Raw genomic sequence first — 23,557 nt, 5'->3', positions numbered from 1 at the left:
CCGCTCCGCGTCCCGTGCGCCGAGCCTTCTGACCGACAGCGAAGGAAATTTTGAGGGCCCGGGACATCAGACCCACCCGTGTGTGCGACGGTTCGTCACCCACACGGGTGGAGCACAGTGCTGCCGGTGGCCGCGTCAGGGCGACGCCACGTCCGCTCCGAGGGCCGGCCTATTGCGCGGTCTTCCAGGTCAGTTCCCGCTGGAAGCCATGGCGCCAGTCGCGGGTGTGCACGGCATCCGTGCGGGGGGTGTCGCTACCCGTGGCTTTGGCGTCGACGTTCTGCCCGCTGTCGTAGTAGGACTGCAGGGCGTAGGCATCCCATTCCTCCTTGCCGCCCCACGAGAAGTTCTGCTGGTTGCGGCCCGCGTCGCTGTAGTCCTCCATCACCACAGAACCGCCGTCACCACCCTCGTAAGCCATGACCTTGCCGTTGGCCGGGTTGTAGAGGGTGAATTTGTCATCGCCGCCCACCTGGAACCACTGGCAGTCCGCATCGGAGCTTGCCTGGTCCTTGAGCCAAACAAGGTTGTTCGCATCACTGGCGCAGAGGTTGTGGTCCGGGAACGGGCTGCTCACGACGTGTTCCTCCGCCCTCTTGTTCCAGGTGAGTTCCATCTGATCGCCATGGCGCCAGCCACGGGTGTGGATCGGGCCGGTGCGAGGGGTGTCACTACCCGTGGCCTTGGCGTCGACGTTCTGCCCGCTGTCGTAGTAGGACTGCAGGGCGTAGGCATCCCATTCCTCCTTGCCGCCCCACGAGAAGTACTGCTGGTGGGGGGCCGAGGGATCGTAGTCCTCCATCACCACGGGGCCACCGTCACCACCCTCGTAGGCCATGACCTTGTCCTTGCCGAGGTTGTACAGCAGGAAGTGATCATTGCCCACGGGGTACTGCAACCACTGGCAGTACCCGTTCTCACCCTTCAGATCGCGAAGCCACACCGAGTCGTCGGAGGCGCTCGCGCACAGAATCTGCTGCTTCCACCGCCCGCTCGTCAGCATTTCCGGAACATCGGCAGCCGCCCGCAGGTTCCTTCCGAACGTGACCGGATGGTGGTCGGACAACGGCCCGCCCAATTGCGCAGCACGGTACGCTGCGGTGAAATCGCTGGTCACCATGTAGTCCAACTCGCCGCCACTCCGCTGTGTCTGACTGCCCGAGCTCACCACACGAACGGTGTTTCCCGGCCATGCGGGGTCGGCAACCAGTTGGCTGGGTGACCGGTTGAAGTCGGCGAGCAGAGCCCACGAAGGGCGGTTGAGCCGGACCATTTCCGTCCTGACCGCAGCTACGATCCTCGCCGCGTCATTTCCGACATGGGCCCCTGCGTGTGCTGTCCAGAACACCGAGCCGTCGCCCAGTTCGACGCCGAACATCGCTCGGCTGCCCACGGGCGGCAGGATGTGAACGCTGCTGGCCCGCTGGCGCGTCACGATGGCGAGGTTGACCCGGTTCCCATTGGGGTCGGTCCGCATGTGGTAGACGTAGTAATTCGTGCCACGGCTGCTGCTTCCGCGCCAAAGGTATTCACGAACCTGGTAAACCCCGGCGGGTGCTTGGTATGGGAACGTGCGCAGCGGGTTGTCTGCCGCGCTTCCGGGGACGGCGCCTGCTTCCTGAAGGGCCACTACATCGGCCCCTTGTACGGTGAACATCGCCCTGACCTGGTCGGCCCAGTTGCTCTGCCCGCCACTCGTGGCACCCTGCATGTTCCAGGTCACGGCGATGTGGTCCCGCACCGCTGCCTCAGCGGGCGCGACCGGTATGGCGAGCCACGCCGCCATCATCGAGATCATCAAAACCAGTGCTCTGCTTGAACTCCTCCACGGTCTGATCGCGCGCGGCGGGGTACCAGTCGATTGATCCGGCACTTAAACCCCTCTCCAGGTCGGTGAATCTTCCCTGTCCGGATCCGGTTTTCCCGGACGGGTATCTCCGTGCAAGCAGGGATGCCCCGCGGCGGAGCATCGAGGTATGAACCCACGAAATGGGTTCGCCCGCTGGCCCCGCCCAGGAGATTTCCGAACCTGCGCTGCTCTTGACTCCGTCGGCAGGAAATACCGACGGGCTTGGGAATCACGTCGTGCGTCACGCGGTGAGCGCCGTGGAAAGAATCCCGTCCGACGGTCGGGAGACAGCGAATCATCCGCTGCCTTTTCGCGCACGACAAGAGAGGCAGAGGGAAATCCGGACAGCGAAGGTGAGTAGCGGGCCCCGCTTCCCCGCGACTTGGCGTCCCTGACGTCCGCACTGCGTCGGGAGATTCCTGGCCAGGGCGCCTTTCCGACTCCGTGTGCGTGACGGTCGAGCCGCGAGCCGACGACGGTCCGGACCACGGAATTCTGTCCGAAATGCGGGCGCTGCCTCCACGTTGGCGTCCCCGCACCGGACGACGAGGCCACTTGCGCGAACTCATGTCCTGAACGAACTCGTCGCCCGGGCCCCAGGCCGAGGGCCTGCCGTTCGACCGCTGACTTCGCGTGAGCGGTGTTGCCGGTGGTGGAGCGTGACGGTCGGCGTGCCGGTGAAACCGCCATGGGTGGGACGTACCGACCTGCCGTGAGAGGAGCCGCTGCGCGGCCTGCTCTTCAACATCAGCGAGCCGAAGACCCCGCGCGGCCTACCGCCTCCACACCGCCGGGCGGGCCCCGGCCCACCCGGCGCAAACCGACCGTCGCACCCGACCCGGACCGGCATCCCCCAGCCGACGGACCCGCCAACCGGGAGGCGCCGGCCACCAAACGCGGACGCGGAGGCGGAGGGGCTGGGGGGAGTCAGGCGGCGGACGAGACTCCGCCGAGGCCCTGCCTGACACTGCGGGTGAGCTCGTCGGCGAGGACTTCCTGCGCCCCGGCGGCCAGGCCGTCAAGGGCGAGGGCGGCGACGAGGGCGGGGTCGGTCTTCTGACCGGCCGGAATCCGGGCGGCCATGTCGGTGTCCATGTAGGCGACGTGGAGTGCGGTGACCGCGATGCCTCGCGGGGCCAGTTCCTCCCGGATCGCGTCGGTCATCGCCCAGCCGGCGGCCTTGGCGGCGGCGTAGGCCCCGACTCCGGCCGGGTGAAACCAGGACAGGATAGACAGGACGTTGAGGACGGCCCCGCCCTGGTTGCTCTCGATGACCGGGGCGAACGCTCGGGTGGTGGCCAGGGGGCCGAAGAAGTTCGTGTCCATCTCCAGCCGCACCGCGTCCCAGTCGCCCGCGACCAGCGGGGTGCCTGTCATGATCCCGGCGTTGTTGACGAGCAAGGTGGCGTCCGAGGCGATGCGGGCTGCCTCCCGCACCGATCGCGGGTCGGCCAGGTCCAGGTGCAGGGGTACGACGCCGGGCAGGTCCACCGACTCGGGCCGGCGGGCGGCGGCGTAGACCTTGGCCCCACGCTCGACGAGCTGGGCGGCGAGATGGCGGCCCAGGCCCCGGTTGGCTCCGGTGACCACGGCGACGGCGTGCTTGAGTTCCATGACATCTCCTGAGGGGTGGGGCGGCAGACCGGGGCACTCACGCTCAACCGAACCATTTAGATTACGCATGCAATCTATACCCGGAGTAGGATAGATGCCAGTCGTCATCCAAACGAGGAGGTCCCATGGGCCGCGTATCGCAGGCGCAGGCGCAGGAGAACCGCAAGCGGGTCGTGGAGATGGCTTCGCAGCTCTTCCGCGAACAGGGCACGAGCGTGAGCGTCGCCGATCTGATGAAGGCGGCCGGGCTGACCCACGGCGGCTTCTACAAGCAGTTCGCCTCGAAGGAGGCGCTCATCGACGAGGCCGTCACGCACGCCTTCCACGAGCTGGCCGAACGGCGCGCCACCACACTGGAGGACAACGGTGGCGAGCGCACCGCGGCCCAGCAGGCGATGATCGCCAGCTACCTGTCCGCCCGCCACCGGGACTCCCCCGCCGCCGGCTGCCCCGCCGCCGCGCTGGCCAGCGACATGGCCCGCGACCCCGGCGCCCTCGGGGCGCACCACACCTACGCCGACGGCGTGTCCGACTTCGCTGACTGGCTCGACACCGACGACCAGGACGGCATCGTCCGGCTGTGCACGATGCTCGGCGCGGTCGTCCTGGCCCGCGCCACCAAGGACAGCCCTCTCTCCGATGAGATCCTTGACGCCGCCCGGGCCTCACTGACCCCCACGCCTTGACTGCCGCGCACGGCCGGCATCGCGGCGCCGTCGTACCCAGTGGGACCCGTGCGCGGACGCCGCCGCGCTGAGCCGTTTCGCGTCGAACCTGGAGCCCCGCCTCCCCTGGGGCTGCCCCAGCGCCTCGCGCGCGAGGCGCCTCTTGGGAGATGACCGGCTGCCACTCGGGCACCCATTCACAGACATCGCCGCACTGGGCGGTGTCTTTCGTGTCGGGCCGGGGGCGAAACTGCTTCACTCTCATGATCATCAAGCGCAGAATGTTCGGATGACGACGACACGGGTGATCACACAGCAGGCCATCGGCGGCTCCGACGTGCTGGAACTCGCCGAGATACCCCTTCCCTCGCCGGGCCCCGGCGAGGTCCTGGTGCGCGTACGGGCCACCGGTATGAACCCTGCGGACTGGAAGGTCCGCATCGGCAAGGTGGACTTCTTCGGCCCTCCGCCGTTCGTGCTCGGCCACGAGTTCAGCGGCACCGTGGAAGGCATCGGCGAGGGCGTGGGCCGCTTCGCGCTGGGCGAGGAGGTCTACGGCTGGACCGTCCCGCCGCACGGCAGCCACGCCGACCACGTTGTGGTGGCCGAAGACCGGATCGCGCCCAAGCCGCGCACCCTCGACCACGTCGGCTCCGCCGCGCTGCCGATCTCCGGCTTCACTGCCTACCAGGCCCTGGTCACCCTCTCCGACGTACGGTCCGGCCAGCGGGTGCTGATCCACGGCGCGGCCGGTGGCGTCGGCCACCTCGCCGTGCAGATCGCCAAGGCCCGGGGCGCGTACGTCATCGGCACGGCCCGCGCCGCCAAGCACGACTACCTGCGCGAACTCGGGGCCGACGAGCTGATCGACTACACGGTGGAGGACTTCTCGGCCCTGCGCGGCATCGACGCGGTGCTGGACACCGTCAGCAACGACTACGGCCCCCGTTCCCTGCCCACCCTCAAGCCGGGCGGCATCCTGATCGACGTCGTCGGCGTCGGCGTGGACCGCACCGAGGTGACAGCCCGAGCCGCCGAACTCGGCGTGCGGTTCGTGGAGTTCTTCCTGGAACCCACCCCCGCCGTGCTGACCGCCTTCGCCGAACTCGTCGACACCCACGGCGTACGTCCCACGATCTCTGAGACCCTCCCGCTCGCCGAGGCCGCGAAGGCCCACGAGCTCAGCGAAACCGGCCGGGTCCAAGGCAAGATCGTCCTCGTGCCGTAGTCCCGACGTCCTGGTGCGATGAGCCCATTGCCGTGTGACAGTGACGTCCCGCGGTTCCTCGGTCCGAGTCCATTGCCTGTCGGTCCTTCATTCGTCCGCCACCTTGGCGTGCTCCCCGCTCAGCCACCGGGCGACGGTCGCGCCGTATGCGGCGGCGGCCTGCTCCCAGGGGAAGTGGCCGGAGTCGAAGGAGACGAGGCGGCTGTTCGGGAGCCGGTCGTGCAGGTAGACGCCGTTGGACGGCGGTACCAGTTCGTCGTGCTCGGCGTTCATCACCAGCACCGGTGTCGTGATCGACGGCAACAGGTCCCCGAGGAGCGGGAGTTCCGCAGGGTACGCGCGGACGTAACGCGCCGACTCGGCGAAGCGTCCGTCCTCGTACGCGGACACGTAGTCCTCCCACACTTCGGGCTCCCCGCCCTTGGGTGCCCCCGCTTCCACCGCCGCGCCGACCGACGCGCGGGCGTCGAAGTCTTGGAGGAAGCCGAGGTCCGGCGCGGCGATCATGTCCGCGAGCGCGCCGGACACGTCGAGCGGATACGCCGCTCCGCCGCTGCCGACCATGACCGATGCCACCGACTCCGGGTGGCGGGCGGCCAGGAACAGCGCCGCGCCGGTGCCGACGTCCGGGCCCAGCACATGCGGAGTGCCCAGGCCCCATTCGCGGATCAAGGCGTACAGGAACTCGCTCATCGCCGAGGGGCGAAGAGCTCGGTGCGCCCCTGCGAGTGGCCGAATCCGGGCAGGTCGACGGCCACCAGTCGGCCCAGTGGCGCCAGGCGCGGCCAGATGCGGCGGAACGCGAGGAGGCTCTCCGGCCACGGGCTCGTCATGAGGAGCGTCGGTCCCGGCTGTTCGCCGGTATCCATGTGGCGGATCGCCAGGCCGTCTACGGTTCGCGTCCGCAAGGCACTCGCGGTGAGCGGTGAGCTGGTCATGACCTCTCCATTCGGCCGAACGCCGGCAGGTGTCCGCCGTCGTCGACGGCGATGTTCATCGGGACGCCGATCGCCACCGCGCGGGCGCGGGCCCTCCCGGCCATGGTCTGGACCGTGTCCAGGTTGATGCTCATGGCGTCGCGTTGGTGGTGCTTTCGGCGGGAGCGTCGGTCTGTTCGGCGATCCAGGAGGCTGCGAACGTGGTCCAGGCCGCCGCGTCGCCGGCCCCTCGGGCGAGCCCGAGACTGTGGGGGCCGTGCGCGAAGACATGGACGGTGTGCGGGACGTCGCCTGCGGCCAAGGCCGCGGCGAGGCGGTAGGTGTGTTCCGGAGGGACGTAGCCGTCCTCGGCGGTGTGCCACAGGAAGAACGGTGGTGACTGGGCGGTCACGAGCTTGTCCAGCGATGTCTCACGCCGCAGGTCCGGTGAGGCGTCCTCGCCGAGCAGGATGATCCGCGAGGGCCGGTAGGTCTCGGTCTCCATCGACGTGATCGCGTAGCCGAGTACGGCGAACTGGACCGACTCGTGCGGGTCGGCCGTCGGTGCGAGCGCGGCGTGCCCGGCCAGGTGTCCTCCTGCGGAGAACCCGATCAGACCGATGCGCTCGGCGCCCTGTTCGCGGCGGCGCCGGATCTCGGATCGCAGCGCCAGCAGGGGCTCGGGATGGCGCGCATGGAGCGGGTACCGGAACACGCTCGCCGGGATGCCGAGCCCACCGAGCCAGTCGGCGACCGGCTCCGCTTCGTGTTCCGCGTGCGCCGCGTACCCGCCGCCGGGGAGAACGATCATATGGATCGCCGCAGCCCGGGCCGCGCCGACGTCAGCGGGGCGCGACCGCGTCGGTTCGTGCTGACTGCTCACCACTCACCTCCGTATGCGTACGTGGACGGCGTCGCCGGCCTGCTCCCGTGAGACCGTACCCAGGTCATCGGCCAGCCGGACGCCCCGACACCACGCGAAGACGTCCGCGCGCAGATCTGGTGCACGGCGGCCGTCGGGCAGTGCCGGTGCAGACGCTCGGCCCTGCGGCGCGGCGTCGGCGTCAGCAGCCCCAGCGGGAGGCCCGCGCCGCGAGTTCGAGGGCGGTGACGGCGCCGGGTTCGCCGCGCTCGCGGAGGAATTCGCCCGGGACGGTGTAGCGGGCGCCGGCCTGCGGGGAGCGGGCTGCCTGCCGCACGACGTCGTCGACCAGTCCGGTGGCCATGTCCAGCCGCGGGTAGCGGCCGTGCAGCGCCTCGCCCTGGGCGTCGCTGACGAACTCGGTTCCGAAGCCGATGTCGACTCCGATGCCCCGACGGGTGAGGTAGGCCAGCACGCCACGGCGTTCGGCGATGCCGTCCGAGGTGTGCAGGGCGATCGCCTCCCACACCGGGTCGGTCTTGTCGGCGCCGTAGCCGTGCTCGGTGAGGAACCGGGCGTGTCGTGGCCGCCAGCTCGGGAGGTCCGTGCCACGCGCCTGGTACGGGAACCTCACCGCCCACCTGGAGGCCGGCCTCCAAGTGGGCCCCGACGTCCTCGCGGCCCAGGTGCGCGCGGCGACCCCGGCGGAGCGGGAGACGTACGGGGAGGCGATGACGGCGCTGTGGCCGCTCTTCGACGACTACCAGGCCACGGCACGGCCGTGGGAGGTCCCGCTGGTGATCATCGAGGGCTAGCGGGCGTCCGGGCCGGCCGCCTGCTGGTCCTCGGCGGGCCGGTCGAAGCGGACCGAGCGGACGAGGAGGCGGTCGGAGGCCTGCCGGCCGTGGGGCTTGAGCCGCCACTGGTCGCCGTCGCAGTTGGTGTCCGTGTAGACGGTCGCCCAGGCATCGGTCTCGTTGTGCGGGGCGTAGCCGGGACCGTACTTGTAGGAGTCGACGGCATAGAGGTTGATGCACTCGCCGCTGCGCGGTTCGGGCAGGGTGACGCTCACCTCCCGGTCATCGCCGTCGCGGAACTTGTAGTGGAAGTCGCCGGTGGCGGCCAGCGCCGAGCCGGACATCGCGAGGGTCAGGGTGAGGGCGCCGAGGGCGGCGCCGAGGGCGTTGCGGAGCTTCATGCGGGGGTGGTCCCTTCCGGAGGTGACTGAGATGATCACGGGATCACTGCGGGGCCGACCCTAGGAGGGCGCCGCCAGGCGAATCGATCCGCCTCGATCCGCGGACGCGGCGCGTCCCCGCGTCACCACCCGTCCAGGCCAATCCGCCGGAGCGGTGGACCGGCCGCCTCTCGATCTCGGGTGCGGGCGGAGCTGCCGGGCATCGGCCGGTGCCCGGCGGCTCCGTTGCCGGGGGTGGGTGTTGTCGCGGTGTCAGCCGCCGAGGAGGCCGGCGATGGGTCCGAACAGGCCGGTGAGCGCGATGGCCCTCACCGGGTCGGGCTGGGTCTCGGCGGCGGGCTTCCAGCCGGTGAGGGTCCAGGTCTGGCCGGGGCCGCCCTTGCTCTTGCCGACCAGGTATCCGCCGTCGTCGGTCCAGTAGGTCCGCTCGGTCGGCACGGTCTTGCTGTCCGCGCCGTAGATGCGGGTGCCGTCGTACGCCCACCGGTAGGTGCTGTTCTTGCCGCGGCTCGCGCCGCATCCGTACATCCTCGTCGACGTCCTGTCGGACTCGACTGCCGGTGGGCGGATCCCTTCCTCCGCTGCCGCGTCCAGGTAGGACTGTGCGGCTTCGGCGCCTTCCGGGTCCTCCTCGACGTGGTGTTCGGGGAACGTGAGGGAGGCGCAGTAGCGGTGCCAGAGGTCCAGGACCTCGGACAGGCCGGCGTCGGCTCCCAGTTCGGTTTCCGCCTCCGCCAGGAACGCTGCGGGCAGCAGTACCGCGAGTTTTCCCTTGAGGTCGCCGGGCATGTCGTTGAGCTTGTGCCGGAACTGGTCGGCTGCGCGCCTGCGGTCCTCGGCCGTGGGGTGTGACTGGAGGTCGAGCCATACGCAGTGGTCCCCGATGTTCTGGTACTCGCCGACGGCGTGGCTGACGATCTGGTTGAACGGCCGGCGCTCTGCCGCGTCGTCGCTGGTGCTGAACCACCAGGCGGTCGCCGGACTACCGTCCGGCTCTCCCAGCTCCAGAGTCGGCTTTTCGGTGACGGACTGGAGGTACTTGGTGCCCGCCTTCCAGTCACTGGCGTCCTTGGTCCTGCCCAGCCGTACGCGGACACAGCGGCCGGTCTCGTTGTTGACGATCGTGAAGTTACCGTCGGGAAACGTTGACATGGCCGCAGTATCGGCGCCCGAGCGCAGTCCGCCAGGCGTCTTCCGTGATCTTCAGCCGAAAGGAGCTATCGCGGAGTCGCAACCCCGGCCAGGAGGCGCGAGCCCGGCGACCAGACGCCCACCGCACCCCCCAACCCCCTTGCCGGACCAGGGCTCGCCCGCCGCATGGGACAGATCCGTGAACTCAGGCGAAGGTCAACTGGGTTTGACCAGTCACCGGGTGCCCTTCTTGGCGTCGTGCACGGCCTTGATCTCCTGCGCGAGTAGGGCCCGCTTGCGGGCGGCCCGCACCTCCTTCGGGTAGAGCTGCTCGATCTCGGCCGTGGTCTTGCCCATGTGGCGCCAGTACGTCTCGCCGACCCGGGCGATCTCTCCGGACTCGCGCAGCAGGTAGGTGTAGAGGATGTCCTTGGCCATGTGCTTGCCCACCTCGATGCTGGTCAGGTCGAACACCACCAGCTGGCCCGGGGCGCGGACCACGAGATCGGGGCGGAGGTCGCCGATCAGCCGGGTCTCGCCGGTCTTGGGGCTCTTGAACAGCGGGCGCAGTTCGCGCTCGTAGACCATCAGGCCCGGGGTCCGCTGGACGTAAGCCTCGATCGGCAGGTCGAGGACCTCGGCGGGCAGCCTGGCGAAGGCGCGGAGACTGGTCTCGCTGACGAGGTGCAGGCCGCTGTGCGGGAACTGCTCCTGGACCAGGCGGCTGAAGATGTGGTGCAGCTTGGTGCCGCGCACGCTGTTCGTCAGGGTGGGGCTGCCGGGAGCCTCGCCGAGCTCCGCGATGGCCGCGCCGACGAGATCCTCAAGGGCTTCCACGGTCAGCACGGCCTCGCCGGCAGCGGTCGCCCCGGTGGCGGCGCCGGGCTTCACCGGCGGCTCCTTGAGGAGTTCTCGGGCCTGCTTCAGCCAGGCGTCGACCTCGGCGTCGGAGAAGACGTGGGGGGCGGCCAAGGTGCTGTCCTTGATCGCCTGGAGGATCTCGCCATGCGCGATCGCCGCTGTGCCCTTCACCTTCGGTCCCGAGACGAGGATGTCGTCGCCGCTCATGATCAGGGCGATCCCGGTGTCGGTGACCTTGACGCGGTGCTCCGTGAGCAGGAAGCGGACCACGTCCCTCAGGGTGAGCCCGATCCGGTCGAGGACGGCCACCCCGATCCGGTTGAAGGCGGCGACGACGCCGACGACGCTCCCGGCCAGTTTGGGCAGCGCGCGGACGGCCTCGGGCAGCGTCATGACCGCCACGACCAGCTGGCCGAGGAAGCGGCCCGCGTCGAAGAACTCCAGCCGCTCAAGGTGTTCCCAGAAGGTGTCGCGCAGTGCCCGCAACCCTTCCTGCCCGGTGATCAGCGGGTGCTGGACGGCGGTGACGGCCGCTTTCCAGATCTCGTGGCGCGCGTCGGCGGAGCCGGCGAGCGCGCCGATCATGTCCAGGACGTCGCTGATGCTCTCGCCCGCTCCCCACAGCACGCCGCTGAACACGGCGGCGCCGTCGGCCAGGTTGGGCTCCCAGTTGCCGATGACGTACGACCACGGCACGTGCCGTTCCTGGAGGTAGGCACGGAAGGCGCGGACGCGGACCAGGACCAGGGTCTCGCCGAGGCGGCCCAGCTTGCGCAACTCCTCGAAGCAGGCCATGACTTCGTCGTCGTCGAGGTCACGGAGGAATCCCTTGAGGGTGGCCGTCGCGACCGAGCCGGGGGCCTGGGTGAGGTGGTGCAGGACGTCGGCGATGCGGGCGGCCACGGCGCGCGGGTCGCGCGGCCGGCGGCCGACGACGGTGACCTCGCGGATCGTCGTGAGGTCACCGGTGTACGCGAGGACGCCGGCCGGCACGGATGCGGCGTCCCGGGTGATGACGCGGAGCCCGGTGTCGTGGCGGTGCCCGTCCGCGCCGACGCGGTGCACGGCGTAGCCCGCGCCGGGCACCGCCGCGGCGACCAGGCCGACCCGTTCGCGGGCGATCGGATCGAGGTAGAAGGCCCCGGCGCCGAGCCGCACGGCGATGGTCCGCTCGTGGTCGGTGCCGCCGAGGGCCGGGACGAGCCGGACGCTGCCGGAGCCGACCACGAGACTGTCGACGGAGATCCGGCCGAGCAGCGCGTGCCGGTACTCGTGGCCCATGCGGGTCCGCAGGGCCGCGAGCCGTTCGGGCGTCCAGGGCCGCTCGCGCGCGGGCGGCGCCGCGGCGGTGCTCCGGACCGGCGCGGTGCGGGCGCCGCTGCCCAGATTGCGCCCGCCGGTACCGGCGCCCGCCCCGAGGCCGAGGCCGCCCGCAGGCCGTCCGAAGGGCGGGGCGCCGCCGCGGTCGCGGCGGAGGCGCACGGTGACCGGGCGGCCCGCGGCGTCGTAGCTGGGCACCCGGTAGCCGTCCTCGGACGGCTCCTCCCCCTCCCGGCGGGCCCCGTCGTGCGCCGCTGGCGGGGGCGCTCCCGCGAACCGGCCGCCGGCCGCCCGTACCGCGTCCGCGAGGGCCTGGCGGACGGCGGCCTCCAGGAGCCGGGCGGTCTCCGGGGCGAGCCCCTCGGGCCGGGCGATGGTCTCGGGCGGGTGGAATTGGCACTCGGGGCGGCCGGTGTTCACCGCACCCTCCTTCCGGCGATTACCCGGTAGACCGTGCTGACGTCGTCGGCGGTGACCTCGAAGACGATGTCGGGGTGGCGGGCGCTGAGCCGGGAGAGCACCCCGGCGCGCGGCCCGCCGCCGAGCGCGGCGGCGCAGATGGAACAGACCTCCTGGTCGACCCGGATGTAGACGGTACGGCCGTGCGCGGCGGCCCGTTCGGCCTCGGTCAGGCGGGCCAGCCGGGCGTCGAGCTGCTGGCCGAGGTCCTGCTCGGCATGCCCGTGGGCCTGCGGGACGACCACGTTGTCCGGCGGCCTGATGTCGTGGGCGGGATCGTACGAGCCGAGGGCGCGCGGCGAGCCGCCGGTGAACAGCTCCCCGGCGAGGGCGGGGATGTCGGAGCGGGCGACGGCGACCGTGCCCTCGTACCCGGCGGCGGCCTTCGCGGTCGGCGGCACGTCCTGCCCGCCCGCCAAGGTGGCGCGCTCCTCGAATCCGGAGGGCTCACGGGAGGACGGTTCGCGCAGCCCGGCCGCCTCCAGGCGCCGCCGCTCGGCCTCGACGGCGGCGCGCGCCGCCCCCAGGTCCTGGCGCAGCTGCTGCTGTACGGCGGGGTCGGCGGGACGCTCGGGCTGGTAGGGGCGCTTGGGGCCGCCCCACTGTTCGTCCAGGAACTCCTTGGCCACCGGGTCGTGGGCCTCGCGGGCACGTAGCTCCTCGGGGCGCGCCGTCTCGTACCACCGCCGGTCCAGGGCCGCTTCCCGGTCGGTGAGCGAGGCCCGCTTCAGCTGCGCCCAGCTCGGCCACGCGGAGGCCGGACCGGGCCGCGCGGCTTCGACGGCTCGCACGGGGGCACGCGCGGGGGCGGGGGTCTCGTGCCCCTGCTCGGTGCGCGCGGGGACGCGCGACGCGGTGCCCCTCGGGCGCACCTGCGCGTGGGCGAGTCCTTCCGCCGCCTCGTCGACGCGCTCGCCGAGCGCCCGGGTCCAGGCCCTCGCCTCCGCCGCCGGAAGGCTCTGACCCAGGGTCCGTTCCATCTGCCGCCGGGTCAGGGCCATGGCCTCGGCCCAGCGTTCGGCCGTGACGCCCTCGCCGCTGAGGAGGCGGGTGAGCAGGGCGGCCTTGACCAGGGTCGGCCCGGCACGGGTGAGGAGCCCGTGCAGGAACGGCTCGACGGTGAAGGCGCCGACGACGCCGACGACCACGCCGAACTCCATCTTCTGCACGTACGCGTCGATGCCCGACCACCGTGCACCGACGACGTCGTGGGCAAAGGTCGCCAGGGCCGCCGCGGTGGAGCCGCCCACCACGCCGGTGACGAGCTTGCCCGCGATCACAGAGGCGATCCGGGCGCGCAGGGAGGCGGTGCCGATGCGGCCCCCGACCAGGCCGCCGAGTCCGCCGCCGATCTTGTAGCCGACGGCACCGAGATAGCCGTCGACGGCGGCCATGACGAAGCCGCCGGCGGTGGCCTCCTCCTCGTGGAGAAGGACCTTGACCAGGTGGATGCCCTCCGAGACCCCGACGCCGAAGCCCACCGCGCCGATTCCGCCGCCCAGTCGGATGAGGGAGGCGACGACGCCCGCCTCCCAGGCGAGGGCGAGGCCGCCGATGGCGAGCACGGCGAAACCGGCGATCCGGTAGCCCTCCCCGGCCCGGCCGAGCCGCCACTGGACGAGCCGGGCCTCGAACTCGCCGACCGGTTCGAGCAGGGGTCCCGCGGCGCGCCCCCACTGCTCGCCGCGGCCCGCGACGCGCGAGACGATCTCGAACCGCACCGCGTACGAGGGCAGTCCCTGCTCCTGGGTGGCGAGCACCTCCAGGAGCCGGATGCCGAACTCGACCTCTACCTCCTCGAAGTCGTCGGCGGTGATCCGGCCGGCCCGCGCGGCCCGCTCGACGGCCGTCGCGGCGAACTCCTTCTCGCTGTAGACGCGTTGATCGCGCCCGGAGAGGATGTCCTCGACCAGCCGCTCCCGCTGGGCGAGGAGTTCGGCGCGCAACGCCTCGGCTCTGCCCGGTTTGGGGCGCATGACGGTGCTGCTCTTCTCGTAGAGGAAGTCGACGCGACCGAGGACCTCTCCGGCGAGCACGGTCCCGTCCGGCCGCCGGTCGAGCCGCACGGCCCCCTGCCCGAGGCCCCCGACCGCGTAGGCGTGTGCAGAGGTGGCCGCGCGCTCCCGGGCGAGGGCGGCGCGCAGGGCGCGGACCCGCTCGTGCTGCGCGTACGGGCTGCTCTCGCACTGCTGGAGCAGGCGAAGGCGCAGGGCGAACCGACGGGTGGCGTCGGCGGCGTCGAAGAACTCCGCCAGTTTCCCGTGTCGTTCGACGCTTTCCAGCACGTACCCGAAGAGGCTGCCGAACCGTCCGCGCACGTGCTGCCCGCTCTCGTCGAGCAGCGCGCCGAGGGCTGCGGCGAAGCCGTCCTCGCCGATCAGCGGCACGAGGCCGGCGGCCATCCGCCGGGCCGTCGGCCGGAAGTACGCGGCGTCGAGGAGCTCCGGGGCAAGGTCGAACGAGGCCCGGCAATAGAGCACCCGCTCGCCCTCCTCCGCGGGCCATTCGAGGTGCCGCAGCGCCACTCCGGGCACGCCGGGAAAGACGTCCCCCTCGGCGACGAAGAGCCGGGCGGCGGGCTCGTGGCGCGCCGGGTGGTCACCCGCGTGCCGGTCGAGCAGCAGGAAGAGGGCGTCGCGGTCGATGCCGGCCGGGGTGCGCACCGGGTTCGAGGCGGGGCGCAGGACGGCCGGCTGGAGCCAGACGGTGACGATCTCGCGCGCGTACTCCTCGGCGTACCGGCTCCAGGGGATGCCGGTGGCCCGCTCGAACACCGCCTCGTCGACACAGAATCCGGCCTCGCGCACGGTCATGCCGACCAGGAGACCGGGACCGAGCGCGGCGACGTCGCCGATGCCGACGCGCGGCAGCCGCATGGCGGCGAAGACGATGTGTCCCGGGGGCACGCGCGGGACGCGGGCGGCGATCGTCCCGCTCTCGTCGGCCGCGGTGAGGCGGTGCAGCGAGGCGTCCGCCCCGGCGACCGCCCAGGCCGGCACGGTCTGCCTCCCCTTCTCCCGCACGGAGCTCCGGACCACCAGCTCCTCCCCCAACGTGTACGGTACGTAGGCCTTGTTGAGCCGCACCAGCCAGACGTCCACGTCACGGACCGTGCCGCCGAGCGAGCGGTACAGCACTGCCTCCGGGAACGGCTGCCCCAGCATCTCCTCCACGTACCTGAGGAACCACCCGACCTCGATCCGCGGCCGCGCGGTGCCGACGACGGTCCAGGGCTCCTTGCCGCGCACCGGAACCTTGGCGGGGCGCCCGGCATCACCGTACGAGGGCACCGCGTAGCCGCCCACCACGTCCCGCCCCGGCTCGTGGACCTCCCGAGCCGGGGCCCCGTCCGCCCACGCCGCCGGACGCACCCGCCCGACCTCCCGCTCGGCCTGGGCGAGCCGCCCGGCGACGAGCGCGGTGAGCCGCCGGGTGAGCTCGGCCAGCTCGTCGGGGCCGGGCTCGCCGGTGAGGGTGATCCTCACCGGCACATGGACGTGGATCTCCAAGGGGATGCGGCCGCGGCTACTCGGTGACCAGCGTCAGGACGCGCAGCCCGGAGCCGACCATGTCGCCCCGTTCGGTCCAGAGGCCGACGTCGAAGACGTGCAGGCTGCCGATGGCGGCGTCCTCGGGGATGTGGACCACGATGTCGGTGGGGATCTTGTCGGGCCGGCCCTCCGCGAAGGTGAAGGGCGTGTCGAATCCGGGGATGAATTCGGACCGCACGTCGAATCCGGGCGCCACGCTGCTGAGCGTGATGGGGACGGGCCCCCGGGAGGTCATCAGGCTCAGGCCCCCCACGGACGTCTCGCCGCCGTTCGGCACGATGCCCCCGTGGGCCTTGAGGACGGCGAGCTCGCCGACATCGGGCTTCGTCGTGACGTGGTCGGCACGGAGCATGTACACCGGATCCCCGCCCGGGGGCGGGAAGGTCGTCGTGGGTACCTTCTGGCTCGTGCCCTGACCCTGCGGGGCGGTCACCAGCGTGATGTTGCACTGGCCTTGATGCGCGTCGGTGTCGGGCTTCAGGGTGCCCGCCGTCCTCGTCACCCTCTCGCCCTCCCCGTCCACCTGGTAGGTGTTGGCCCTGAGGCAGAAGTGCTTCTCGGTCACACCGTCGCCGAAGCTCGGCGCATTCCAAGGTGTCATGCGGAACGTGGCCTTCTCGCCCGGCTTGATCGTCTGCGCGTTTCCGGCGTTGTCGAACCAGTCGTACGCGTTCTCCTTGGTCATCTCGCCGATGCCCGGGTCGAACACCCACGCCTGGGCCTGGACGCCCGTCATCACCTCCTGTCCCTTGTTCTTCACGCGCACGATGACGGTGTTCTTCCTGCCGGCGTGTGCCGAAGTGGACTCCGTCCCCCCTTCAGGCTGGATCCGGATGTTGGCGTTCTCCCATGGCTTCGTGGCCCGGTCGGTGGGGTACGGCCGCTCCGTGCCGCCGTCGGCCGAGTCGTCGATGGGGATGTAGAGGTCGTTCCCAGGCATGGGAGCTCCGTTCAGTCGACGTTGTAGGAGAGCTGGACGCTGGTGATGTAGACGCTGCCGCCGGCGGTGGCGTCGGCGAGGCTCGCGTCGACGAAGTAGCTGAACCGGGCCATGTCGACCCGGTCCTTGCCGGACGGGATCGGCTGTGCTTCACCGAAGGCGCCGCCGGAGCATTTCACCTGAGCGATCGGCTCAGGCCGGCCAATGGTGACGAGCGAGGTACGGAACAGGGTCACGTTCAGGCTGCCGTTGCCGGTGTTCTGGCCGGTGGCCCGGAGGGTGAGCAGTTGGACGCCGTCGGGGGGCGCGACGGTGAGGATCCCGGAAAGGCTCGTGTCGGTCGCGCTCGACCGGCTCGCCACGCCCTCCGCGTCGAGCACCCAGGCCACTCTGTTCTCCACGGGTGAGAACGTCGGCGCCAGCGACAGCAGCCGCTTCACCGTCGGCCGCTGCCCCACCGCCTTCAAGCCCGTGTCGATCTGCCCCACCACCTTCGACAGGTTCTCCAGGTCCTTCTGGATCGCGTCGAAGCGCACGTTGAAGCCGTTCTGGCCGCTCGCCGCCACGCGGTCGCGGTTGTCCACCCACGCCACGTGTTTGAACGTGGGGCTGAAGCTGATGTCGGTCACGGATTCCCTCCGGGCAGGAGACGGGTGACGACCTCGACGCCCAGGGGGCGCAGGCCGTCGAGGAGGCTGACGATCAGGGATCGGGTGGCGGGCGGCAGGGTGTGGCCCGTGAGTTCGGGGCGCAGCCGGACCGTGAACTGGTACGCGCCGGGCTTGTCGCCCACCCGATAGGAGGCCTGCACCCAGGCGGGGCCGCCGTGTTCGCCGCGTACGGACATCGCGGCGGGAGCGGTGGTCAGGAGGGCGGCCGCTCCGTCGCCGGTGGACCAGCCGAGCAGGCCGGCGGCGCCGATCTCGGCGGGTGAGGGAGTCACGGTCAGGGGCACGGTGGTGCCGGTCGGCAGGATGTCGCGGAAGAGCCCGGGGGCGGTGACCCTGACCGGGTCCTGGTGCTCCTGGGCGACCGTCACGACTCCCCCGGCGACGCGGACGTAGGTGAAGCCGGCCCGGTGGGCGAGCGCGCCGAGCGTCCCCAGGGGCAGGCCCGGGTGGCTGAGGCGCAGTTCGCGTGCCTCCTTGGCGAGTTGGCCCGCCGTCGCGCTCAGGTCTCTGCGGACGACCAGTTTGCCGGTGGTCGCCGCAGGCACGAGGGCGATCAGCCCGTCGAGGTGTTCGGCGACCTCGCGGCGCATCCGATGGGTCTCCGCGTCGGTTCCGTACTCGGCGTGGGCGGGGTCGTCGTGGCGCACGAGGAAGGCGGGATGGAGGCCCTCGCCGGGCGGCATGGGCGGTGGCGGGTCCGGGTCGAGGGTGCCGTCGGCGCCGATCGCAGTGTTGTCGGCGACGGTGACGGGACGCACGACGATCTCGCGGGTGGCGGAGAGTGTGAGGTCGGCGAGACGGAGTTCGGCCACGACGACGACCCGGCCGGCGGCCTTGCCGCGGAGGACGACGGAGGTGCCTTCGGTGGGTCCGGCGAGTTCACCGCGGCCCGCGCCGCAGCGCAGCACGTACCAGCGGACGAGGGAGCCGGGGGGCGGCACGAGGGGCCGGACGGAGAGGGTGATCGTCCCGTCGACGGGGAGGGTGCCGCCTGCGGTGTCCATGCCGAGGAGTTCGCCGGGGGCGCACTCGGCATAGACGAGTCCGTCCGTGCGGTGGGTGACCAGGTCGAATCCGGACCAGTGGGCGAGGGCGGCGATCCGTGAGGAGGGGACGGTGTCGTGACTGAGGAGGACGGCGCGGCCGGTGGCGCGGGCGTCCGCGGCGCTCGGGTCGTATCCGGCGTGCACGACGGACCGTGAGGTGAAGAGGTTGAGCCGGGCGATGGCCGCGGCGACGACGGGCTGGACGAGAAGGGGTTGGGGGGTACCGGGGAGGGGGCGGGAGTCCGCGGCGAAGGGAGACAGGGCGACCAGGAAGCCGGGATGGAAGATCTCCTCGCCGGGGGGCCGGCGCAGGTCGGCGCCGAGGGTGCCGAGCACGTCGACGCTCTGTCCGGGCAGCAGGTCGAGGGGGGCGACCCGCAGCGGCAGCAGGCCGCGGCGTAGTTCGGCGTTGGTGTCGTCGAGGACGAGGGGGTCGGCGACGCCGTCGATGGGGCCGACCGCGTCGTTGAGGGCGGCGGTGAGGCCGGCGGGGGTGGGCAGGGTCCAGCGGCGGGCGACGGTCAGGCGGCGGCGGTAGGCCTCGTCCGTCTCGCCGGGGGCGCGGACGACGCCGAGGCCCGCGCCGTTGCGGTCGAGGTGGGCGCCCTGGGCGTGGGCGAGGGAACGCTGGGCGGCGGTGCGGGCGAGCTGTCGGCGCAGGTGGTCGCGTTCCCAGCCGACGGCCCACAGCAGTCGGCCCATGGTGCCGAGGAGAGCGGTGAGCCGCCACCACTCCTCCTGGCCGCCGGCGAGTCCGGACTGGATGCCCGTCAGGATGCCGGTGCCGTCGGGCAGCGGGACGGAGGTGCCCGCGGTGAGCCCGTCGGGCAGCGGCAGCGAGAGCGCCGGGCCGCCCCGTACGCCGAAGGTGACGGTTGTCCCGGCGGGGACGTCGTGGCGGGCCTGGAGGATGTACAGCGGCCGGGGCGCGACGCCGAACTGGGCGGTGTGCAGCTGGAAGTCGTACGGGGCGACGGCCGTGCCCACCACCACGAGCGGCAGCCGGTCTGCGCCGCGGGCGAAGGGCGCGGTGAGCCGCGCGGCCATGTCGGCGGCGGCGAGCCGGGGCGGGTCGGGCGCGACGGCCTGCGCGGTGGGGGTGCTCATCCGCCGACCACCTCGATGCTGCTGAGGGCGGCGTCGGCGGCGAAGACGGCCATCTCGGTGGGGCCCATGGCGAGGGACTCGCCGACGGCGGCCTCGACGGTGCCGAGCTGGTAGGCGACGCCGCCGAAGCCGAAGCGGCCGAAGGCGGGTGGGCAGCGCCGCAGATGGAGCCTGCGGACGTCGTCGACGCCCGGCTGTTCGGCGAGGGCGCACATCACGCGGGCGTAGAGGACGTCGTCGCCGAGCCGGAGCCGGCCGATGTCTGCGGTGAGGCGGGCCCGGATGCGGGCGATGACGGTGGGGCCGTCGAAGCCGGCGGCGAGGACGATCTCGGCGCGGACGGCGATGTCGATGTGGTCCGCCTCCAGGATGTTGACGTGCACGCCGATGGGCCGGACGCGGTCCACGGCCGTCTCGACGAGCTCGTACACGCCGGTCACGGAGCCGGGGGCGGGCAGGGTGCGCCAGGGGCGCAGGCCCCGGTGGGCGACGGCGACCTCGGCGAAGTAGGGTTCGCCGACCCGGCGTTCGTCGCTGAAGGTGCGGCCGCCGAAGTCGAAGCCGCCGAAGTAGGCCTGGGAGACGTCGATGCCGCCGAGCGGGTCGGTGACGCGGGCGTCGAGGACGTCGGGCACGCCCAGGGCGGCCTGGCGGACGCTCTCCACGGTCCACAGGGCGCGCGGGAGGGCGATGATCCTGGCCCGGTAGGCGTCGTCGTCCTCGGGGAGCAGCTCGGCGAAGGGTGCCGGGTTGGTGACGACGAGGGCGGCGGGCGGCCAGTCGGCGAGGTACTGGGCGCGGTGCGCCGGGTGCACGTCGTCGACGGTTCCGGCGGCGACCGGGGCCTCCCCGGGGTCGACGGCGAGGACCCGTACGGTACGGGCGGGGGCGGCGGCGGTCAGTTCGACGGGGGCGGTGGTGGCGAAGGCCCGGGCGGGGTCGCCGGCGCCGAGCAGGACGGTCGCCTCGGGCACCACGTAGGTCCGGCCGGGGACGCCGCCGGTCAGGGTGAGCGCGACGGTTCCCGCGCGGCGGGCGGCGTGGCGGGCGAGTCCCGCGTCGTCGCCGAGGAGTTCGAGGGCGGCGCCGTCGGCGGTGGCGGTGAACTGCCCGTAGTAGAGGGCCTCCATCCGCTTCCACAGTTCGGCGTCCTCCTGGGCGACCACTTCCAGGATCTTGCCGAGGGGGCTGGTGGGCGACAGGTCGACATCGGCACCGAGGGCGGCCCTGGTGCGGGCCTTGCTCTCGGCGAGGATCACGTCGAGGCCCTTGAGGACGAAGCCGTCGGGAGTCACGCCGTACGCCATGGTTCACACCTCCACTTCGGCGCTCAGGGCGGTGGTCCGGCCGTCGAGGGCCTCGACGAGGACCCGGACGGTCAGGACCCGGACGGCGGGGTCCTCGGTGAACGTGACCTCGGCTACCTCCCGCACCCGTGGGTCGGCTGCCAGGGTGCGGACGATCTCCAGGCGCAGCAGGTCCTTGAGGACGCGGGTGCCGCCGGGGTGGGTGAAGGCGGCCCCGGCGCTGAGCCCGTAGCGGTGGTCGCAGCGGTCGCTGCCGAACGGGGTGAGCAGGCGCAGGGTCAGTGCCTGGACGAGGTTGGCGAGGCCGCGGACCTCGGCGAGGCCGGTGCCGCGGACGACGAGGTCGCCGTCGGCGAGGAGCAGGCTGTGGCCGAGGGGTTCGGGCGGTGCGGGGGGCTGCATGGGCGGGCGGCTCCTCAGTCCGTACGGAGCAGGGTCTGGCCCGGGTCCTCGACCTGCCAGGCGAAGGGGAGGACGGGGGTGGCCTGGGTGGTGCCCTTCGCGGTGGCGAGGGCGACGGGTGTGCCGCTGATCTTCAGCAGGCGGCTGGCTCCGACGCTGACCGCGGTGACCTTGACGCAGGGCGCCTGCCCCTTGCTGACGTCGGTGTTGGGGCAGGCGGGGACGGTCGCGGCGAGCAGATCGGTGACGAGCAGGGCGGGGGCGCCGTCGACGGTGAGCGCGCTCTGCGAGGCGGTGGTGAGGACGGTGGCGCCGTGGGCGCACGTGAGGACGGAGGCGGTGGTGAGGACTTCGGGCATCACGTCACCTGTACCGAGGCGCCGTCGAGGGACAGGCTCACGGCCCCGTTGGTCAGCTTGATCCCGCTTCCCTTCGTGCGGACGGTGACGGCACCCTCGGGGTCGATCTCGATGGTGGTGCCGGTGTGGTGCTCGATGGTGACCGAGTCGTCGTCGGGCGGGGTGGGCCGGGCGCCGACCTGCGGGAGCTTCGGCGTGCCGACGAGGATGTGCAGGCCGCTGGCCTGGATGACCCGGCCGCCCTTCGCGTCGGTGAGGTCGTTGACGCCGGGGCCGGTGGGCTGCCCGTCGGAGCCGGTGCCGGTGGGGAGGGCGAGCCAGTAGTCGCCGGGTTCGGGCGCGGGCGCCCGGGCGCCGGGGGTGCGCGGCCAGAGCCAGCCGACGACGGCGGCGTCGTTGACGAGGTTGCGGTTGTGGGCGAGCAGGGCCCGCATGCCGGGGTAGACGGGGGTCATGAGCCCGCACGGCCCGAACGCGAACGGCGCGGCGACGGGTTTGTCGAGCAGGACGTCGTCGCCGACCGGGCCGGTGACGCTGGGCATGCTCACGGAGGGCGGCGGGGACTGCCCGTAGCGGAGGGAGACCTGGTGGCCCGCGGCCCGGTAGGAGCTGACCTCGCCGACGTCGACGGAGGGGCGGGCGAGCAGGGCGCGCTCGGCGCCGGCGTCCAGCCGGTCGGTGACTGCCCGGACCCCGTCGACGGCCTCGACGAACTCCCCGGCGGCCGCGGCGACGAGCTGGACCTCGCACACGTAACCGGTGCGGACGCCGAAGCGGTGCACGAGCCGGTTCACGCGCAGCGGTCCGGCGGGGGCGTCGTCGATTCCGCGGAGCGTGGCGACCTGGCCGACGCGCAGATCGGGGTGGCCGAGGACGGTCAGGTTCACCGAGTTGCGGGTCGGCGGGCGCTCCTCGCCCGGCGCCACCACGAGGGTCTCCTCGCCCTGCGCGTCGCCGTACGAGACGAGGTTGACGTCCGGGTCGAAGACGACCGGGGCGGGGTCGTCGGTGCCGACGGCGGGGCCGATGAGGACGAGCCGGTCGCGGATGACGACGGGGGCGTGGGCGGTGTCGGCGAGCTCGCGCAGCGCGTCGAGGGCGGTGGGGTTGCGCACGGTGTGGTCGGTGAGCTTCGTGGTCAGCGCGGAGCCCTTGGCGAGGGTGAGCCCGGCGGCCGTCACGACCTTGTCGGCGAACTCCAGGGCGGTGGTGGCCTCGGCGCGGTGGACGCCCGCGGGGGTCATGCGCAGGGCGTAGCCACCCGCGTCCTGGCCTGTGAGCCGGACCCGGCTGAGGCCGTCCTCGGCGACCCAGGAGGCGAGTTTGACGACGCGGCCGGCCATGACGGGGTGACGGCCGACGCTCCGGTCGTCGAAGTAGCCGAGCCGGACGGTGGCCGAGAGCGGCCGGCGGGCGAGGGCGGCGCGCAGCGCCTTGACCGTTTCGGCGGGCAGGTTGACCAGGACGGCCTCGAAGGTGCTCGCAACGGCCCCTTCGCCCATGGTGACGGTGATGTCGGCGTCGAGGACGAGGGAGCCGCCGAAGACGTCGTTGGAGACGTTCAGCGGCAGGGTGGTGAGGCCCGCGAGTCCCACGAGGGGGCCCGCCTCGGCGGCGACCGTCCCGAGGAGGCCCGCGGGCCCGCCGGAGGTCTCCTCCTCGGCGAGCGTGAGGCTGTAGCGGATGGCGAAGCTCATGGGGCGGACACCCCCGCGAGGACCTTCGAGCCGTAGCTGCCCGTGCCGTTGAGGTTGCGGACGTCGACCCGGGCCTCCCGGAAGACGAGCCGGAGCTCGCCTGCCGGGCAGGGCAGGTCGCGGACGGCCTTGCGGCGCAGCAGCGGGACGAGTCCGCCGGGCTCCTCGCGGGCCACGGCGACCACGAGGAACGGGCCGCCGCCGCCGAGCAGGTCGAGGACGCCGCCCGCGGCCGCCGTCTTCTCGACCGTCTCCTCGGCCGCGTTGACGTACAGCTCGATCCGGTAGACGTGCTCGCCGAAGCGCAGCCGGAAGGACTGTGGAAAGCCTTCGTCGGCGTCGACGGGCAGACTCGCCTGCATCGGGCCTCCTC

The 23,557-nt window shown here is 72.2% G+C and carries 22 protein-coding genes; 3 read left to right on the top strand and 19 right to left on the bottom strand.

Going from position 1 to position 23,557, the window contains the following annotated elements; all coding sequences use genetic code 11:
- Positions 1 to 169: 169 nt before the first annotated feature.
- Together EES41_RS35650 and EES41_RS35645 are read right to left on the bottom strand one after the other, a co-directional pair.
- Positions 170 to 1,798: an endonuclease/exonuclease/phosphatase family protein gene (locus EES41_RS35650; protein ID WP_123081992.1), complete on the bottom strand. Its 1,629-nt coding sequence runs from the start codon at positions 1,796 to 1,798 to the stop codon at positions 170 to 172.
- A gap of 978 nt (positions 1,799 to 2,776) precedes the next feature.
- Positions 2,777 to 3,463, bottom strand: a complete 687-nt coding sequence (locus EES41_RS35645; protein ID WP_123081991.1) for an SDR family oxidoreductase — start codon at positions 3,461 to 3,463, stop codon at positions 2,777 to 2,779.
- Positions 3,464 to 3,588: 125 nt separating this feature from the next.
- On the opposite strand from EES41_RS35645, the gene EES41_RS35640 reads away from it, so the two are divergent.
- Positions 3,589 to 4,149, top strand: coding sequence for a TetR/AcrR family transcriptional regulator (locus EES41_RS35640; protein ID WP_123081990.1), 561 nt, complete (start codon positions 3,589 to 3,591; stop codon positions 4,147 to 4,149).
- Positions 4,150 to 4,417: 268 nt separating this feature from the next.
- Positions 4,418 to 5,356, top strand: a complete 939-nt coding sequence (locus tag EES41_RS35635) for an NADP-dependent oxidoreductase (protein ID WP_123081989.1) — start codon at positions 4,418 to 4,420, stop codon at positions 5,354 to 5,356.
- 87 nt (positions 5,357 to 5,443) lie between these two features.
- Here the strand turns inward: EES41_RS35635 and EES41_RS35630 are convergent, their stop codons facing one another.
- From EES41_RS35630 to EES41_RS35610, 5 genes are all read right to left on the bottom strand, one after another.
- Positions 5,444 to 6,049 (bottom strand): alpha/beta fold hydrolase, encoded by a 606-nt coding sequence (locus EES41_RS35630; RefSeq protein WP_123081988.1) that lies wholly within the window; start codon positions 6,047 to 6,049, stop codon positions 5,444 to 5,446.
- A complete protein-coding gene (locus EES41_RS35625) occupies positions 6,046 to 6,294 on the bottom strand; it encodes an alpha/beta fold hydrolase (RefSeq protein WP_123081987.1) in 249 nt (82 codons plus the stop codon). The genes EES41_RS35630 and EES41_RS35625 overlap by 4 nt, the downstream gene beginning before the upstream one ends.
- Positions 6,291 to 6,428, bottom strand: a complete 138-nt coding sequence (locus EES41_RS35620; RefSeq protein ID WP_216827287.1) for a heme-binding protein — start codon at positions 6,426 to 6,428, stop codon at positions 6,291 to 6,293. Before EES41_RS35620 ends, EES41_RS35625 begins: the two co-directional genes overlap by 4 nt.
- On the bottom strand, positions 6,425 to 7,156 hold the full coding sequence (locus EES41_RS35615) for an alpha/beta hydrolase (RefSeq protein ID WP_216827286.1): 732 nt from the start codon (positions 7,154 to 7,156) through the stop codon (positions 6,425 to 6,427). The genes EES41_RS35620 and EES41_RS35615 overlap by 4 nt, the downstream gene beginning before the upstream one ends.
- Positions 7,157 to 7,337: 181 nt before the next feature.
- A complete protein-coding gene (locus EES41_RS35610; RefSeq protein ID WP_164496039.1) occupies positions 7,338 to 7,769 on the bottom strand; it encodes a hypothetical protein in 432 nt (143 codons plus the stop codon).
- On the opposite strand from EES41_RS35610, the gene EES41_RS35605 reads away from it, so the two are divergent.
- Positions 7,741 to 7,950, top strand: coding sequence for a nitroreductase/quinone reductase family protein (locus tag EES41_RS35605; RefSeq protein WP_164496038.1), 210 nt, complete (start codon positions 7,741 to 7,743; stop codon positions 7,948 to 7,950). The genes EES41_RS35610 and EES41_RS35605 overlap by 29 nt on opposite strands.
- Here EES41_RS35605 and EES41_RS35600 read toward each other — a convergent pair.
- From EES41_RS35600 to EES41_RS35545, 12 genes are all read right to left on the bottom strand, one after another.
- Positions 7,947 to 8,333 (bottom strand): hypothetical protein, encoded by a 387-nt coding sequence (locus EES41_RS35600; protein ID WP_123081983.1) that lies wholly within the window; start codon positions 8,331 to 8,333, stop codon positions 7,947 to 7,949. The two genes, EES41_RS35605 and EES41_RS35600, sit on opposite strands and share 4 nt — an antisense overlap.
- A gap of 252 nt (positions 8,334 to 8,585) precedes the next feature.
- Positions 8,586 to 9,485 carry a hypothetical protein gene (locus EES41_RS35595; protein ID WP_123081982.1) on the bottom strand — a complete coding sequence of 300 codons (900 nt, stop codon included), beginning with the start codon at positions 9,483 to 9,485 and terminating at the stop codon, positions 8,586 to 8,588.
- Positions 9,486 to 9,698: 213 nt separating this feature from the next.
- Positions 9,699 to 12,065, bottom strand: coding sequence for a hypothetical protein (locus EES41_RS35590; RefSeq protein WP_123081981.1), 2,367 nt, complete (start codon positions 12,063 to 12,065; stop codon positions 9,699 to 9,701).
- Complete coding sequence (locus EES41_RS35585; protein WP_164496037.1) at positions 12,062 to 15,589, bottom strand: hypothetical protein; 3,528 nt, start codon at positions 15,587 to 15,589, stop codon at positions 12,062 to 12,064. Before EES41_RS35585 ends, EES41_RS35590 begins: the two co-directional genes overlap by 4 nt.
- Before the next feature lie 40 nt (positions 15,590 to 15,629).
- Positions 15,630 to 16,595 (bottom strand): hypothetical protein, encoded by a 966-nt coding sequence (locus tag EES41_RS35580; RefSeq protein ID WP_123081979.1) that lies wholly within the window; start codon positions 16,593 to 16,595, stop codon positions 15,630 to 15,632.
- A gap of 11 nt (positions 16,596 to 16,606) precedes the next feature.
- Positions 16,607 to 17,224, bottom strand: a complete 618-nt coding sequence (locus EES41_RS35575; RefSeq protein ID WP_123081978.1) for a hypothetical protein — start codon at positions 17,222 to 17,224, stop codon at positions 16,607 to 16,609.
- Positions 17,221 to 19,419 (bottom strand): hypothetical protein, encoded by a 2,199-nt coding sequence (locus EES41_RS35570; RefSeq protein ID WP_123081977.1) that lies wholly within the window; start codon positions 19,417 to 19,419, stop codon positions 17,221 to 17,223. The genes EES41_RS35575 and EES41_RS35570 overlap by 4 nt, the downstream gene beginning before the upstream one ends.
- Positions 19,416 to 20,726: a baseplate J/gp47 family protein gene (locus EES41_RS35565; protein ID WP_123081976.1), complete on the bottom strand. Its 1,311-nt coding sequence runs from the start codon at positions 20,724 to 20,726 to the stop codon at positions 19,416 to 19,418. Before EES41_RS35565 ends, EES41_RS35570 begins: the two co-directional genes overlap by 4 nt.
- Before the next feature lie 3 nt (positions 20,727 to 20,729).
- Complete coding sequence (locus EES41_RS35560; protein ID WP_123081975.1) at positions 20,730 to 21,128, bottom strand: hypothetical protein; 399 nt, start codon at positions 21,126 to 21,128, stop codon at positions 20,730 to 20,732.
- A gap of 14 nt (positions 21,129 to 21,142) precedes the next feature.
- Positions 21,143 to 21,487 (bottom strand): hypothetical protein, encoded by a 345-nt coding sequence (locus tag EES41_RS35555; RefSeq protein ID WP_123081974.1) that lies wholly within the window; start codon positions 21,485 to 21,487, stop codon positions 21,143 to 21,145.
- The gene (locus EES41_RS35550) at positions 21,487 to 23,184 is read right to left on the bottom strand and encodes a hypothetical protein (protein WP_123081973.1); all 1,698 of its coding nucleotides are present in this window, start codon (positions 23,182 to 23,184) and stop codon (positions 21,487 to 21,489) included. The genes EES41_RS35555 and EES41_RS35550 overlap by 1 nt, the downstream gene beginning before the upstream one ends.
- Positions 23,181 to 23,546 carry a hypothetical protein gene (locus EES41_RS35545; RefSeq protein ID WP_123081972.1) on the bottom strand — a complete coding sequence of 122 codons (366 nt, stop codon included), beginning with the start codon at positions 23,544 to 23,546 and terminating at the stop codon, positions 23,181 to 23,183. The genes EES41_RS35550 and EES41_RS35545 overlap by 4 nt, the downstream gene beginning before the upstream one ends.
- Positions 23,547 to 23,557 lie beyond the last annotated feature (11 nt).

This window comes from Streptomyces sp. ADI95-16 (genome assembly GCF_003721495.1).
GTDB classification, from domain to species: Bacteria; Actinomycetota; Actinomycetes; order Streptomycetales; family Streptomycetaceae; genus Streptomyces; species Streptomyces goshikiensis.
Note: the sequence above shows the minus strand (reverse complement) of the source record. Positions and strands in the feature narration are given on the sequence as shown.